We start from the raw sequence: 14,181 nt of genomic DNA, 5'->3' as shown, positions 1-14,181 counted from the left end.
GAGAGCACATGACAGTCACAACAATACAGATTCATCCACTTTTGACAGGCAACGCTAGTCTGACGGCACATTTAGATATTCGCAGTGTTTACGATATTTTGCCGGATATTGATATGTCGACGAACTATTTCACATCGCTTGATAAAGCAACTCATTTTCTCAATCATGCCCCGGTTTTTTTGCGCTATGAGAATGGCGGTGAAGAACTTCTGAATCGTGATTGCATAAAAGAGCAGCTGAATCTTGACGAATCGTTAAAAAGTCCGCTTCCGCAGAGTCTCTACGTTTTCATCATTGAAGAACACGATCTGAAAGTATCGACACGTGTGATTCGCTTTGTTTATGCCCAGCTGCAGATATTGATGTATCGTAAAACTGACGGAAACGCTGTTGATCTTAGAAAAAAAGCAGTTGATGAACTAGCGAATAACAGTGAGCTTAATGCCTCAATTGCAAGGGAGTTTTTTGACGAAAATTCTTTGAAGATGTGGCATTATAAAAAGATTTTTGCTGCGGCCAATCTTAAAGAAAGAAGAATAAGAAGTCTTGTTAAAGAGTCAAAAAAAGACGAAAATGTTGTAATAAAGGGAAATAAAAAGGATAATAAAAGTCTGAGAAGCAGTGCTTCCGAGAAAGTGAGTGATAGTGGGATTAATGGCACGTCAACTGAAGGTTTAGCAAAAAAAGTAAAGAAAGAAAAAGATGTTTTGGAAGCTGAGCGAAAACATAATGCTGAATATCAGTTATCTATGATGTTTGAAGAGACCAAATCATGAATGATGAAAAATATTTGTATCCGAGTGAAATAATCGATTCATGGCAAGAAGTTATTGACAATATGAATCTGTCTCAGGATGAGGCAGATATTTTACTGAGTGTTATCTATTACACTCAACCACCGCTTTCGCTAGAATCACTATGTAACGCAGCGACAGTATATTCTCATGATAACAGCATGAATATTGATGCCGTTATTATTGATAAGTTAAAAAGTTCGGATTACATAAGTCATTCAAAGCCCAAGCGTAAAGGAACGAGCCATCCCGTTTTTTCTGCACTTACGAGTCCGAAAAAGCTGGGCGATACTTCATTTCCTGCCGCACAACATGCCAGATTGTTTTTTAGCAACATGTTTCAAAATAAAAAATCGGGGGGCATGGTATCCAGAAGTCAATTTTATCAGCATGCCATCGCCGTTCGAGATGTTTTAATTACCCTCATGAAAACAGGATGGGACCCCCGAAATAAAGAGCATGATACAAAAAGTTCGCTATTGCTGGCCACTCGCAGCGATGCAATTTTTGGATATGCCGACGATAATTTTGCCAGAAAAGTCGACATCTTTGAATCTCTTATAAAAAGAGAATTAAGTCCGGGTGAAATACAGCGAAAGCACCCAAGTTTTGGGAGCAGAAGATCGAGAGCTGGTAAAAGAAAACGCGACGAGTGGCATGTGATTCGCGTGGAAACGCTGGCGAAGTTGACAAAGCAGGCCTCGAGTAAAAAACAAATACGCTGCGGAAAAGATGGTAAGAGTACTGATTTAGAGGTAGCAGAAGAACAAAAATCAGATATTAAAGCATATAAAGTAAAAGAGCCGGGAGAGGATTCCAGTGAGGAATCTGATGTGTTTTATATAAAACGGCTGACTCCGTCTTCTCTCACGTCGTTTGATGATCGTCAATTAACGCGCTATTGGCTGGCCGGGGCCTCGACTTCATCGATTAAAAATGTCACCGACGTTGGAAGACTGACGCCTGATAAAATACGTCAAGTGATGCAGTTGCCAATTAAGCCTGTGTTGCTGATATATGCCAGTTTTTTGATTAGCACCGGCCTTCCGCCTCTTCGCCTCACGCGTATGACGGTCAGCGATAGCTCTTTGAAAGAGGTGATAAACAGTCGAGAAAAGCGCCCCTGCTGGTTACCTCATCTTCAGCTACTTTGCTATCGTTTACTGGATGGTCCAGTGATAAGCGAAACTAATCCGGCAGCAGGCTGGATTATTCTACATCTCCCCGAATCGCTGAATTCAGCGCTTATGAAAGAAAACTTTGATATTAAAAAACGGCCTTTTATGGGCGCACGCGCAAATATTAATCAGCAATTAAAAAGGTATGGGAAGGAAATCCCCGGTATCACACCAACAGCTAATCGGTTGAGCGCGAGCAGTTGGCTCTTTTGTCGCCCTAACGCGGTAGATGATATTTCAGCAGCATCCTTGTCAGGGCAATTTGGAATTGGCATGGCAGCTCCTGCCGCATATCGGACGATCCCGCGTGAAGAGCATCAACACATATTTGAACACGCGCTGCAAGAGTTAGGCTGGATAGATATTAAAATGCGCAATATGCCAATTAAAAAATTAGATGTTAATAAACGTGATATTGACATAGCAGGTTCTTCGGTAGCACGAAATCCGAGTGAATTTTCGGCAATATTTGATCATTTGAAAAATGCAATGCAATCGCCCAGCGCCGATTTGTCGGGCTGGTGGCTGGGAGAGCCTATGCCGCTAGCGTCTGTCATAGAACTGCATCAACTCATATCGACTCGTGAAATGCTAGCCTGGCATCTTTCAACCGGTTCACGACCGATTTCAAATAACAGCAAAATTGCGATTGATAGCTCGCTGCAATGGATATATGACAAAAATTCCTCGGTCGGGCGAGAATCACGCGTTGTGCCGCTCCTGGCCACTATTCGTAACAGTCTATTGTCGTATCAAAAATGGACAAATGCTGTTATAAATCGGCTAAATGATAATAGTGTTTTTGTGGATGATCAGCGCACAGAAAACTGTCAAACCCCGTGCTGGTTAGAGCTGTCGAAGCGCGGGAAATCTCTGAAAATACGTAATATGAAATGGTCAGACATGACAAAGTTATCCCTGATAAGCGAATTGCATTGGCCAACTAACGTTTGTCGTCATTCAACAGCCAGCTGGTTGCGTCTGCATATTCCTGATGCTTCAGTAGATCATTTGCTGGGCCACGCACGCCATGGCAGAACGCTATCATCCCCACAAACCGAAGCACCGCTGGGACAGCAGAACGTTTTACGCCATTGGCTGACAGAGTGGCTCAAACAGTGTGCCTATAAGCCGCTTGATTGGAGAAAAATGCCATGGATGTAATAACATCAGAAAAGCTTGTCAGTCATTGGCAGGTAGAGGGTAATCAATTAGTAAAAGCTCCATCACTCTCTGACACATACTGGATGTTGGATGCCATGCTGGGAAGCAGCAAATTACCCCATGTTTCGCTGAACGCTGCCGATGTAAAAAACCTGGCTAAAGAATTTTTTGAGTATCGAAGGACTATTCAAAAGCCGATAACCCAGCGACAAGCCCGTAAACGGGTTAATCGTTTGCTGGAACAAATGAACACACTGCCAAATATTAACGCAGTGCTTATTCCAGAGCCTATTTTAACTCATCGTCCAACTGCATTACCGCATTCCCAGCAATCATTTTCGTCGGCAATGCAAATGGTCGAACTGGATCGCCATGTCTTGAAGTGGTCTCGGCAGGAAAACACGGTCTCAGCCTGGTTAACCGCACTGGCGATTCGTTTCATGACGAATCTCGGCATGGGTGAAAAAGTGATGCTGGGTACCCTGTCACAGCTGACACTCCGTCATGTTGATAAGAAAAACAAAATTCTCTTTATCCCATCCTCGCCCGAGGCATTAGACGGCGATGGGCACTACCGAATGATATTGCCTGATGACGTGTGGGTACCGTTGCGAGCGATTGTCACACGATTAAAAGAGCGGCCTGAAGAGGCGTGGTTATTCGCAGAAAACGAAAGTGTCTCATCACTATCAGTGAAAGAGCGTCGGCAGTGGCTACGGCAACATTGTTTCAGTGAAACTCGGCAGTTATTGAATTTTCACAGAGAGAATGGAAAAGCCTCAAGTGCTTGTCTCACGACGTGGCCGAAAATTGTAAAAGCCAGCCAGCATGTCCCCGTCCTAAAAGGCACTCCATCCCTTTGGAGTACGCTGCTGCGCGATTATCCGTTACCAACCTGCACGCCGGTGCCGCTTAGGCTGGGTCAGTCTGATGCGCACTATTACGCGCCCGGCAACCGCCTGGGACGTTTGCCTGACCGCCAGAATCGGCGCGGACCAGCGCCTTCCCGCGATAAAGCACTCTCCGACAGCAACTCGGCGATCACCCGCCCCGCCGGCGTGCTAATGGTCTCGACCGAGCATTTACCCCGCGATTGGCCTCGGCGCGTGAAAAACATCCTTCAGCAGTTTCTATCATCAACGTCACTATTGTCGAAGAAGGCAGTGAAAGCCAAAAAATACGACAGAGACATGCAATATGTGCTGGAATACTATGAACAACGCCTCGGTCAGCTGATGGGGTTTGCCGGAAACTATCCACTCTGGCTGCTGCATTTTTTGTATCACCAGTTGCGCACGGAAGGGAATACGATTGGAACTGCCAAAACCTATCTCTCGAGGCTAACGCCAATCACGATGCTGTATCACGGTGCCATTCTGGATATGAGTGATTGGGACGACGAGGTAATCATAGAGTTGGAAATGGCAGCCAGAGAAGGGAGCCGTTGGTCAGAGCGCACGCTGGAAGCGTATCGCGGGGCCATGAGGAGTTTCATTCGGTTCTGTCAGCAAAGTGGCATATTGGAAGACGTGTCGTTACCCAGGCGCGCCAATACCCTGACGCCCAGCGTTCTCAGAACGCGTATTCTGTCACCGGATCATATGCACAGCATCTGGGAAGAGTTGACGAAAGGGGAGCCGGACGGCGCGTCTCGGCCAATGATGGCGCTGATCATTGAGCTGGGCTTTTACGGCGGACTGCGGGCCTCGGAGGTTGAGTCTCTGACCGTCAACGATATTCAGTTTGGGGTGTCAGACGAGCCGGAACACGCAAGCTGTTGGGTTGATATCCTTGGCGGCAAAACGGCCGCTGCTCGCCGTAGGATTGCGCTTCATGTCATGGCACCGCCACCCGTGATTCGCCAGCTTCACGGCTGGGTTGCCGTGCGGCGCCAGGATTGCTCGGATGACGCCCTGGAGGATATTGCGTTGTTTGGTCCCCGGCACTCCTCACAAGCTTATGAGCGTCGTTATCTGATCACGCTCGTGATAGAAGAAATGCGTAGTCGTCTGGGGGAAGACATCGACTTTCATGGCCTGCGACATGCCGCCGTGTCCTGGACTCTGTTACGACTGCATGCAGCGCAGCACCCCGGTTTTGCCGATACATTACAGCATCGGCATCACTGGATGTTTCAACCTCAGCCTCTGCAAGAGGTGTTGACGTTTTTCTGCGGAGCGGAAGGCACCGATACGATCGCACGTGGCACGATACTGCTGCATGTGGCGAAATGGATTGGGCACCGGGATCCGGCAACATTATTGGAAAACTACGCCCATACACTAGGTCTGATTCATAGCGATATTCTCGCCCCGTCGAGGCGGTCAGCTACCTCTCTCTGAAGGGAGAGGCTTGTCACAACAAGCCCGGTTGACCAGGGAGAGCGATCGCCCAACCCGCTACGTGGATGACAGGTCGCCAGGACTCACCCACGGATACTTCCTCAGTCCGTGGCACTGAAAGGTCGGGATCATGCTGGCGCAAGGTAAAACGCCGAAGGTCCCGATCGCTGCCGTCAGGCAGGAGCCGGTTATCGACATTCCCGAGGGGAGACGGATCGAACGATCCGCGACACAAGGCCCGTAAGGGCATTAACACCGGAGAAGATCGCATGGCGGTTTTCGTATTGGACAAACACAGGCAACCCTTGATGCCGTGCAGCGAAAAGCGCGCTCGGTTGCTGCGGGATCGCGGTCGCGCTGTGGTGCATAAGCGCTATCCGTTCACGATTCGGTTAACAGACCGCATCGGCGGCGAGACGCAGGCGCTTCGTCTGGGCATTGATCCCGGCAGCAAAACCATGGGACTCGCGTTGATGCGCGAGGCGGACGGTGCCAGGCCAGACGACCAGCAGCGCCATGTGCTGTGCCTGTTCGAGTTGGTGCATCGCGGTCTTCAGATCAAGAAGGCGTTGGAACAACGCGCCGCCTTTCGCCGCCGTCGCCGGTCAAGGAACCTGCGCTACCGGGCGCCGCGTTTCAATCATCGTACCAGGTCGACAGGCTGGCTGGCGCCAAGCCTGCAACATCGGGTGGATACTGTCATGGGTTGGGTAAACTGGCTGGGGCGTTTGGCGCCGATAACAGCCATCAGCCAGGAGCTGGTACGCTTTGACACCCAAAAGCTGGAAAACCCGGAGATCCGTGGCCTTGAGTACCAGTAAGGCACGCTGCTGGGCTATGAGGTACGCGAGTACCTGCTGGAAAAATGGGGGCGCGAGTGCGCCTACTGTGGTGATACCGACACCCCACTGGAAGTCCTGAATTCAAGCAACAAGCGCAGCACCTGCGGTATCCAGGGCTCCTGAATATTCCCCCAGGAACACCTGTGCCGGTGTGCGATAGCCGAGACGCTTTCGGGGTCGGTCATTCAGCTTCTCGACCACCTTGCGCAGCTTGGCATCGGTGACCTGTCGAAAGTCCGTTCCCTTGGGGAAGTACTGTCGTATCAAGCCATTGGTGTTCTCATTGGTCCCACGCTGCCCGGAGCAGTAGGGATCGCAGAAGTACGTCGCTGCCGTTACCGCCTGGGCCACGGTCTCGTGATCAGCGAATTCCGAGCCGTTGTCCAGGGTGATGGTCTGGACAGCACCGCGGCGAGGTTTTAGCAGCCGAATCATGCGGAACCTGTCAACCTGATTTGGACACGTCGTTAAAAATTAATGTCGATTTCGTCGCGGTACCACCGGCCGCTGACAGCGTTGGGAAGTTCACCACGCTGTAGGGGGCCGGGTCGTCGTCATCGGGCTGTACCGGATTGATCGAGACACGGAACCTGTCAACCTGATTTGGACACATCGTTAAAAATTAATGTCGATTTGGTCGCGGTATCACTGGCCGCTGACAGCGTCGGGAAGTTCACCACGCTGTAGGGGGTCGGATCGTCGTCATCGGGCTGTACCGGATTTATCGAGACACTGTCCGGTGGCATCGCCACCTTGGGGCGCCCGCGTAGGAACCGCTCGGGGTGCGCCGCGAAGCTGTCATCGAGCGCTCGCTGACGGACCTCCGCAATGTCGCGATATCGGCCGGTGAAGACCTGCTCCGGCGTGAAGCCAGCCAGCCCGCTGTGATGGTGCTGCAGGTTCCGGGGCGGTGAAGCCGTGCCACCCGCAACTGGGCGCCGCGCCGGACGGTCTGGCTGAACACCAACCAGGATGCCCCGCTGGTTCAACAGGATCAGCGATTAGAAGCTGCCTGATTCCGTGTTCCAACAAGCTTGACAGTCATCGCGACTTCACCTCGCCCATGTGCGCCTCGGCGCTGCCGCGCTTGCGGTAGAGCGCCAGGACCTTCTCCGGCGGCCAGTCGAACTTGCCGAGGTTGGTGACCAGGAAGAAAGCATGCAACAACAAGTCATCGGGGCGTTCCTGCACCACCAGCACCACGCGCCGCGGCGTCGGCCAGGAACCGGCCTGGTACTCCAGGTCGTGGCACCATTCCCGAGGCTGCTCGGGCGGCCGGCCTCGTGACCGTTTCAAGTGCGGGGACGCCAGCTTCTGCAGGCCCGAGTGGCTGCGCAGCCGGCCCAGGTACTCGATGTCGCGCTCTTCGAGGGCCTGCAGCGTGTCGTTGTCGGTGAAACCGGCGTCGATGCGCACGCGAACTCTGGCTCCGAGGCTCTCGTTGAGCCGGCGTACCAGGTGTGGAATCCAGGTATCGGCATTCTCGGCCGGACCGGCGTTGCCCTCGCGCAGCAGCCCGCCCAGCATGTCGCCGGTCTCGGCCAGCGAGGCCACCAGTGGTGAGTAGATCCGTGCGCCGTAAAGCTCGTGATACGCCGAACCGCCTTGGTGACCGTGGACCTCGATCGGCAGGCCATCGATATCCAGCGTCAGTTGCTTGGGACGTTCGCCATTCTTCAGCGAGGTCAGGCGCCAGACCACCAGTCGCAACAAGCCTTCGTGCACGGCATCGATGTTGTCGTTGCGCCCGAGGCAGGTCAGCAGCCTCGACAGCGTGGCTTGAGATGGCCGGTCCTGCGCCAAGGGCGTCATCCCGCGCGCATCGCTGCAGGCCAGCTGCCAGAGTGGATCACGCCGCAGCGTGTCGGTATCTCTGAGATCGATCCAGCCCATCGCTCGCTGCAGCACCAGAGTGCGCAGCTGACTGGCCAGCGAATGGCGGATGCGCAGTGGGTGGCGTCGATCGATAAGGTTGTCTTTGAGCGCTTCGATCACACCGCTGCTGTCGAGGGCTTCACGCAGCAGCAGGGCGCCGCTGTCGCTGGTGGTGCGGTGGCCGCTCAGCTCGACACGGACAGAGCCGTTGCACGAGGGCGACCAGGTCGTTATGGTTTCACCCATGGCGAGTGGTCCTCTTGAATCATGTTCTGCTAGGAACATATTGATTCTACAAGAGAAAGCCACTCGCCATCTTCATTTCCTGCCCTGCCTCATGAATAAGCCGGGTTAACACAGCCATTTTTCTGCTTCTTTATAGCTTTTTGGAATCGATCGCGACCGTCAACGCAGCCATGACCACCGGCCTTTTACCGTTGTCGCTCGATTCTAAATCCTGAAGTCGTCTAGCCGGGCGTCAACTCAGCGCGGTCGCCTTGGCAGCCCTTTCAGCAATGTTGGCCACCACTTGTCGGCGGCGGCACCAAGATGACCGGCGATTCGCCAAGCGTGCAGTCTCAGCGTGGCGGCCACTTTCAGCATCTGCTCGCGCATCTGGCTCAGGCTCCAGCCTTGCCAGGTCTGCTGTTCCAGCAGGCCATTAGGGCGTGCCTGCACCACCAACACCACGCGCCTTGGCGCCGACCAGAAACCGGGTCTGGTACTCCAGATCGTGGCACCACTCGCGAGGCTGTTCGGGTGGCCGACCCAGGTGACTGCTTCAGGAGCGGTGCCGCCAGCTTCTGTAGACCGGTGTGACTACGCAGCTGGCCCGGATACGCGATATTGCAGTCTTCCAGCGTCTCCAGTGTGTCGTTGTCGGTGAGCCAGGCATCGATGCGCACCCGAACCTGGGCGCCGTTGCGTTCGTTGAGCCGCTTCACCAGATGGGAGGCCCAGGTGTCGGCATTCCCGGCTGGGCCGGCGTTGTCTTGGCGCAGCAGGCCGCCGACCATGTCGTCAATTTCAGCCAGTAAGGCGACCAGCGGCGAGTAGGTGCGAGTCCCGTGAGCTCTCCTGGTTGATCCACGTAGCTGCTATGATGGGCGGCAACGGTGCAGGTCAGCTTGTAGGGGCACACCGGCAAGATGTACCACGGCGGTAGCTGGGTCATCGACCGCGGCACCGGCGTCGCCCGCACTATTTGCTCTGTCGGGCTGGCGGAGGATCACTTGCGATTTTTGTCACTCTCTTTCTGCAAGGCTTGCATTAACGCCTCCATGCTATGGATGCCTTGTGCCTTGAGCGACTGTTCCATATCAAGAGCTTGTGACGGTTCCGACAGTACCGAGCGTGGTTCGCGAGGCGCATCGCCGAGGCGCCGAAAGCTGGCCTGAAAGGGCACGAGCATGTCGGCAATCTCGGCCTCATCCAATGCCTCGGGGTCGAACTGGCCATCGAGTACCTCCAGTATCTCCCGGCCGTGTTCATCCGACTCGCCGGCGACAGCTGCCTTCAACGCTTCATAGCCTATCGTGCCGCCAATGTCTTCGGGCGGACAGGCCATTGCGCCGTCAATAAACCGCGGGCAGGGGTCGGATTTTTCCAGCGCCGTCTCCTCGATGACAATGCGATGCTCCCAGCCGTCGCCGAAGTCGTATAGATAGTGAAACGCATTGTCCTTGGCGCGTGCTGCAACCGCCTTGAGTTTGGCGTTGCGTGATAGCGCGATAGGCCGGTCGCTCCACTCGTCAGGCTCGCCGTAGAAACGGCCATTGCACTCGAATTCGTACAGGTGACAGTCCGCCCAGCCCATCACGTCCTGGATCAGCTCGTGCAAGCGGTGCAGATTAATCTGCTCTGGTACTACCACACGACGCCAGACAAGTGGGTCAGTATGAAGCAGTTCAATGCGCAGGCGAATATCGGCCATACAAGCTCTCCGGAAAAAACGATTGGCGCCATGATAACGCGTGACCTCTGCGGAGCCAGCCCCCGAAACGAAGATTTGATAACCCAAGGGCCGTGGGGTACGGAAGGCATACGAATGAGGCGACACCCACGCCCGTTGACTCAGCATGCTCGGATCGAACGGCCGCTCACCTCACTCGTCATCGCGCATGACACAAAGCAGCCAAGGCTTTACACGCCCAAAGAGCGTTGCTACTGTACAGATATCGAGCCGCATTGCTCGATCGGGTTTGGCGACCCGAATCCAGAAAGGCGCACAAGCGCCGCTACCATGGTAGGCGCTTTTTCTTTGCCTGCCATGTCGATGGCGGTCGTGCGTGGGAGACCTTCGGGTCTGCCGGTATCCTTTCTGGCCGGTTCGCCAACCCGCGTACGGCCGCCCCCATCCTGTTTGGCGACAGCGGGGACGGCTCCAACAGAAAGGAGCTGTACCTATGGTCCACTTGACCGCATTCCCTTACCGCAGCAATCGCCGTGCGCGTGCTGCCGCCCACCGCGCCATGGCCATGTCCGCCCTGGCCTCCAACAGCAGTTTGGCTGTTCGCTACCGCCGCTATAACGCTCATATGCGCAAGGCCGAACGTCTTTTGCGTGCCGCCGATGCGAGTGCCCAAAAAGCGGAGCAGGAGGTGAGCGAATGAGTCCGCGCGTTGATATGGCTACCGTCCTGCCCCGCAAGCGCCGTCACTATCCGAATCCCCGGGATCGGATGGTTGCCGAGGCGCTCGACCACCAGCTGTATGGCTATGCGCTGTCACAAGCCCGCTTCAGTATTCCCGAGGTGCGTGACGTGTTGCTGCAGCTGCCCGAGCTGGAAGGTATCGATGATCACCTGCTGCGTTACCGCATCCGCGACCGACTCAAAACGCTGCAGAACCATGAGCTGGTCGATGAGGTCGGTGTCGCCGGCAGGCGCCCCAAATGGTTCCGGATGCGTCCGGAGGTCGCCGGCTGCGAGGCGTCCGCGGAACCGTCAACCACCCCTCCTTCCGATGAATCGTCCGAGTCACCTTCGACGGACAGGGCGGTCCTGATGGCCCATCTGGAACAGGAACGCCGCCGCTTGCAGGCGGCCATGCAGGTCGCCATGGGCGAGGCGGAACATTACAAGCGCCTGATCACACAGTTCCCCGATGACCGAGCCGCCATTGCGCTGTTACTGGAGGCGGCTATCGACAAAAACGGCACCCTTCAGGGGCAGTGGGAAGCCAATCTGAAGCTGCGTCGGGCGCTGTCATCTCACAGCGCATCCCAAGGGGGATCGGACGATCAGGGAGGTCTCACATGAAGCGCTCTCCATCATCACAGCACGCGCAGCCGCCCTTGCGCACCTGGCAGGCTGCCTGCCTGACACAAGCGCTGGCGTCGCTGTCGACAGCCCACCCGCATTTCCTGTGTCAGGCGACACCGGGCGCCGGGAAGATGCGCCTGGCGGCGGAACTGGCCAATGCCTTGATCGCCCGCGGCGATATTGATCACGTGCTGTACCTCGGCCCGACCCGGGCCGTGGTCCGGGCGGCGGTCGAGACCCTGGAATCACACCTTGCCCGGCCCATGAACGGACAGCTGGGCGCCGTGGGAGCGAGCCTGACCTACCATGCGTTGGCGGGTCGCCTGGAGGCGCTGAAACAGCTGGGCCAGCGGCATCGGGTACTGCTGATCTGGGATGAGAGCCATCATGCCGCCGGTCGTACCGGTGGCGAGGGGCCCAATCAGTGGGGCATGGCACTGATGGCCCTTGAGCGTCATATGACCTACACCCTGGCGCTGTCGGGGACGCCGTGGCGTACCGATGGCAGCTGTCTGCCGCTGCTGCGTTATCTGGACGTCGCCGAGGCGTCGTCGACGGACGCGGAGGCGGGTGACACCTCAGCCGACGCCGGGTGGGAGGCGAACAGCGACGAGGCCGTGCCGGTGCAGCGGCTGCAGCCGGACTTCGTTTATCCCCTCCGGGAAGCCATTCGCGACGGGGTCTGTCGGTATCCTCACGTGCAGCTGGTCGACAACCGTGCCATCAAGCTGACGGACTTCCACCCCGGTACCGGACGGCAGGAAACTCGCCGCTACTCGAGCATTCCGCAGCTGCTGCGACACCCGACAATGGATTATCCCACTCTGGTGCGTCTGAGTGTGCCCATGCAGCGCCTGCTGACGCTGGGTGGCCAGCAGCTCGACGCGTTACGTCGGCAGGATCCGAGCGCGGCGGGACTGGTCGTGGCGGCCGACATCGCGCACGCCGAGGAGGTCACGCAGCAGCTGGAGGCCATCGGCTATGACGTTTGCCTGGTGACCAGCCGTGATCCGTCTTCGCATGCGCGGCTGAAAGCCTTTCGTGAATCGTCCGCGCCCTGGATCGTGTCCGTGGGCATGGTCGCGGAAGGGGTGGATATTCCTCGACTCCGCGTTTGCTGTTATCTGAGCCATATTCGTACCGAGCAATATTTTCGTCAGGTGCTCGGGCGCCTCCTTCGACGGTGCGGGGATGACGACCGGGATAGCTTTTTCTATGCGCTGAACGATACGTGGCTGGCGCAGATGGCACGGCGGCTGAGTGACGACCTGCCGCAGGACCTGGCCACCGTGTCGGCAGGCGCCGATACCTCGGTGTCCGTGGACGGGGGTGGTGCCGTGCCATCCGAGGAAGCGCCATCAGCCGCTCAGGCGCCGGCCGGTGCGGAGGCGGTGCCGCCTACCGCTTCGTCGGCCGAGGAGGTAGCCGTCAGTTGGGGGGAGGACGAGGCGCAGCGGTCAGTGGGCGTGGCGCCTGATGTGGCGTTTTCGGAAGCGTTCTTTGAGCGCCTGATCGCCTTGCGGCTGACAAATACAGGGGAGGATGGGTCATGACACAGCGTCGTTCACAGCAGCATCTGGTGACCCGCCGCCCCAGTCCGTACGATCAGGGGGCCGTGACGGCCCCGGTGGCAGGGTTGTCCCGGGAGGCTCGGCGCCTGCTTTCGGAGAGCGTGTCGCCGAATACGGTACGCGGTATGCGTTCCGACCTGCGGGTCTATCAGAAGGCGGGGGGCGTGCTGCCCGCCACCGAGATCGATATTGCCAACTTTCTGTCGGCGCAGAATCGGCGGGGCAAGAAGCCGGCGACTCTGGAGCGTTATGCCAACTCGCTGCACATGTGGCATCGCTATCACAACGTGCCGTCGCCGGTGAAGACGATGGCGGTGCGCAGCGTGATGCGGGGCATCAAGAAAAGCCGGGATACCCGGCAGGCTTCAGCGCCGGCGTTGCGGCTCAGGGAGCTGCATCAGCTGCTGGATGCCCAGGATGGCGACACCCTGTATGGCCTGCGCGACAGTGCGATGTTTCTGCTCAGCTTTTACGGGGCGTTTCGGCGCAGCGAGGTGGTGGTGATTGCGCTCGAGGATCTGGAGTGGCGTCCCGAGGGGGTGATTATCACGTTGCATTACAGCAAAACCAATCGCTCCGGGCGTATCGAGACCAAGAGCATCATGCGGGCGCCGCCGGGGACGCGTTACTGCCCGGTCACCATGCTGGAAAACTGGCTGGCCGCGTCGGGGATTCGCAAGGGCGCGGTCTTCCGGGCCGTGACGCGCAGGGGGCGTATCGGCGCCGGGCGGATGAGTGCCAATACGCTGGCAGTGCGCATGCGCCAGGGGCTGGAAGCCGCGGGACTGACAGAGGAGGGGTATTCGCCGCACAGCTTCCGGGCGGGGTTTATCACCGAGGCTTACATGCGCGGGAAGAGTGATGTACAGATCAAGCGCGTCAGCGGTCATCGTGATCAGCGGACGTTTGAAAAGTACATTCGCATCGCCGATCAGTTCGAAAATCATGGGGGCGACTTTTTCAGCCTGTAGGTTCGGCTGGGGGGGTACTTGGCTTCTCCACCATTTGCTGAAATTAGCGGCTCCAGATGCCAGAAAGCCCGGCAATGGCCGGGCTTTCTTATTGGTGGAGATCATGGGGGGTAGGCTCCCATGCCGTGGCGTATAGGGAGCCCTGCGCGGCTGCAAGCCCGTCCGCCTGGAAAATACAGTCG

The 14,181-nt window shown here is 56.4% G+C and carries 10 protein-coding genes and 3 pseudogenes; 8 read left to right on the top strand and 5 right to left on the bottom strand.

Features of this window, described 5'->3' with window-relative positions:
• Positions 1-8 precede the first annotated feature (8 nt).
• The 4 genes from P1P91_RS00300 (at position 9) to iscB (ending at position 6,299) form a co-directional block, all read left to right on the top strand.
• A complete protein-coding gene (locus P1P91_RS00300; protein WP_311883735.1) occupies positions 9-776 on the top strand; it encodes a hypothetical protein in 768 nt (255 codons plus the stop codon).
• Complete coding sequence (locus P1P91_RS00295) at positions 773-3,136, top strand: hypothetical protein (protein WP_311883734.1); 2,364 nt, start codon at positions 773-775, stop codon at positions 3,134-3,136. Before P1P91_RS00300 ends, P1P91_RS00295 begins: the two co-directional genes overlap by 4 nt.
• Positions 3,127-5,478 (top strand): tyrosine-type recombinase/integrase, encoded by a 2,352-nt coding sequence (locus tag P1P91_RS00290; RefSeq protein ID WP_311883733.1) that lies wholly within the window; start codon positions 3,127-3,129, stop codon positions 5,476-5,478. The genes P1P91_RS00295 and P1P91_RS00290 overlap by 10 nt, the downstream gene beginning before the upstream one ends.
• Before the next feature lie 269 nt (positions 5,479-5,747).
• Positions 5,748-6,299 (top strand): RNA-guided endonuclease IscB, encoded by a 552-nt coding sequence (iscB, locus tag P1P91_RS00285; protein ID WP_311883732.1) that lies wholly within the window; start codon positions 5,748-5,750, stop codon positions 6,297-6,299.
• A gap of 102 nt (positions 6,300-6,401) precedes the next feature.
• Here the strand turns inward: iscB and P1P91_RS00280 are convergent.
• From P1P91_RS00280 to P1P91_RS00260, 5 genes and pseudogenes are all read right to left on the bottom strand, one after another.
• Positions 6,402-6,755: pseudogene (locus P1P91_RS00280) on the bottom strand (IS30 family transposase); the annotation flags it as partial.
• 158 nt (positions 6,756-6,913) lie between these two features.
• Positions 6,914-7,309 carry a hypothetical protein gene (locus tag P1P91_RS00275; protein ID WP_311883731.1) on the bottom strand — a complete coding sequence of 132 codons (396 nt, stop codon included), beginning with the start codon at positions 7,307-7,309 and terminating at the stop codon, positions 6,914-6,916.
• Between the two features lie 58 nt (positions 7,310-7,367).
• Positions 7,368-8,480, bottom strand: a pseudogene (locus tag P1P91_RS00270) (IS1380 family transposase); the annotation flags it as partial.
• Positions 8,481-8,678: 198 nt separating this feature from the next.
• A pseudogene (locus P1P91_RS00265) lies at positions 8,679-9,265 on the bottom strand (transposase); the annotation flags it as partial.
• A 158-nt stretch (positions 9,266-9,423) separates the two neighbouring features.
• Complete coding sequence (locus tag P1P91_RS00260; RefSeq protein ID WP_311883730.1) at positions 9,424-10,128, bottom strand: plasmid pRiA4b ORF-3 family protein; 705 nt, start codon at positions 10,126-10,128, stop codon at positions 9,424-9,426.
• Between the two features lie 544 nt (positions 10,129-10,672).
• Here P1P91_RS00260 and P1P91_RS00255 point away from each other — a divergent pair.
• Genes P1P91_RS00255 through P1P91_RS00240 form a run of 4 tightly spaced genes read left to right on the top strand, consistent with a single transcriptional unit; the run spans position 10,673 to position 13,999 of the window.
• Positions 10,673-10,807, top strand: coding sequence for a hypothetical protein (locus P1P91_RS00255; RefSeq protein ID WP_311883729.1), 135 nt, complete (start codon positions 10,673-10,675; stop codon positions 10,805-10,807).
• On the top strand, positions 10,804-11,454 hold the full coding sequence (locus P1P91_RS00250) for a hypothetical protein (RefSeq protein WP_311883728.1): 651 nt from the start codon (positions 10,804-10,806) through the stop codon (positions 11,452-11,454). The genes P1P91_RS00255 and P1P91_RS00250 overlap by 4 nt, the downstream gene beginning before the upstream one ends.
• Positions 11,451-13,010 carry a DEAD/DEAH box helicase gene (locus P1P91_RS00245; protein WP_311883727.1) on the top strand — a complete coding sequence of 520 codons (1,560 nt, stop codon included), beginning with the start codon at positions 11,451-11,453 and terminating at the stop codon, positions 13,008-13,010. Before P1P91_RS00250 ends, P1P91_RS00245 begins: the two co-directional genes overlap by 4 nt.
• On the top strand, positions 13,007-13,999 hold the full coding sequence (locus P1P91_RS00240) for a site-specific integrase (protein ID WP_311883726.1): 993 nt from the start codon (positions 13,007-13,009) through the stop codon (positions 13,997-13,999). The genes P1P91_RS00245 and P1P91_RS00240 overlap by 4 nt, the downstream gene beginning before the upstream one ends.
• The last annotated feature ends 182 nt before the right edge of the window (positions 14,000-14,181 follow it).

Source organism: Halomonas piscis, assembly GCF_031886125.1.
Classification (GTDB): domain Bacteria; phylum Pseudomonadota; class Gammaproteobacteria; order Pseudomonadales; family Halomonadaceae; genus Vreelandella; species Vreelandella piscis.
This window is presented reverse-complemented; position numbering and strand designations above follow the sequence as displayed.

What these genes read in the sequence shown, in the direction of transcription:
- P1P91_RS00300 (WP_311883735.1), top strand. Translation starts at nt 9, where the DNA reads ATGACAGTCACAACAATACAGATTCATCCACTTTTGACAGGCAACGCT.
- P1P91_RS00295 (WP_311883734.1), top strand. Translation starts at nt 773, where the DNA reads ATGAATGATGAAAAATATTTGTATCCGAGTGAAATAATCGATTCATGG.
- P1P91_RS00290 (WP_311883733.1), top strand. Translation starts at nt 3,127, where the DNA reads ATGGATGTAATAACATCAGAAAAGCTTGTCAGTCATTGGCAGGTAGAG.
- iscB (WP_311883732.1), top strand. Translation starts at nt 5,748, where the DNA reads ATGGCGGTTTTCGTATTGGACAAACACAGGCAACCCTTGATGCCGTGC.
- P1P91_RS00260 (WP_311883730.1), bottom strand. Translation starts at nt 10,128, where the DNA reads ATGGCCGATATTCGCCTGCGCATTGAACTGCTTCATACTGACCCACTT.
- P1P91_RS00255 (WP_311883729.1), top strand. Translation starts at nt 10,673, where the DNA reads ATGTCCGCCCTGGCCTCCAACAGCAGTTTGGCTGTTCGCTACCGCCGC.
- P1P91_RS00250 (WP_311883728.1), top strand. Translation starts at nt 10,804, where the DNA reads ATGAGTCCGCGCGTTGATATGGCTACCGTCCTGCCCCGCAAGCGCCGT.
- P1P91_RS00245 (WP_311883727.1), top strand. Translation starts at nt 11,451, where the DNA reads ATGAAGCGCTCTCCATCATCACAGCACGCGCAGCCGCCCTTGCGCACC.
- P1P91_RS00240 (WP_311883726.1), top strand. Translation starts at nt 13,007, where the DNA reads ATGACACAGCGTCGTTCACAGCAGCATCTGGTGACCCGCCGCCCCAGT.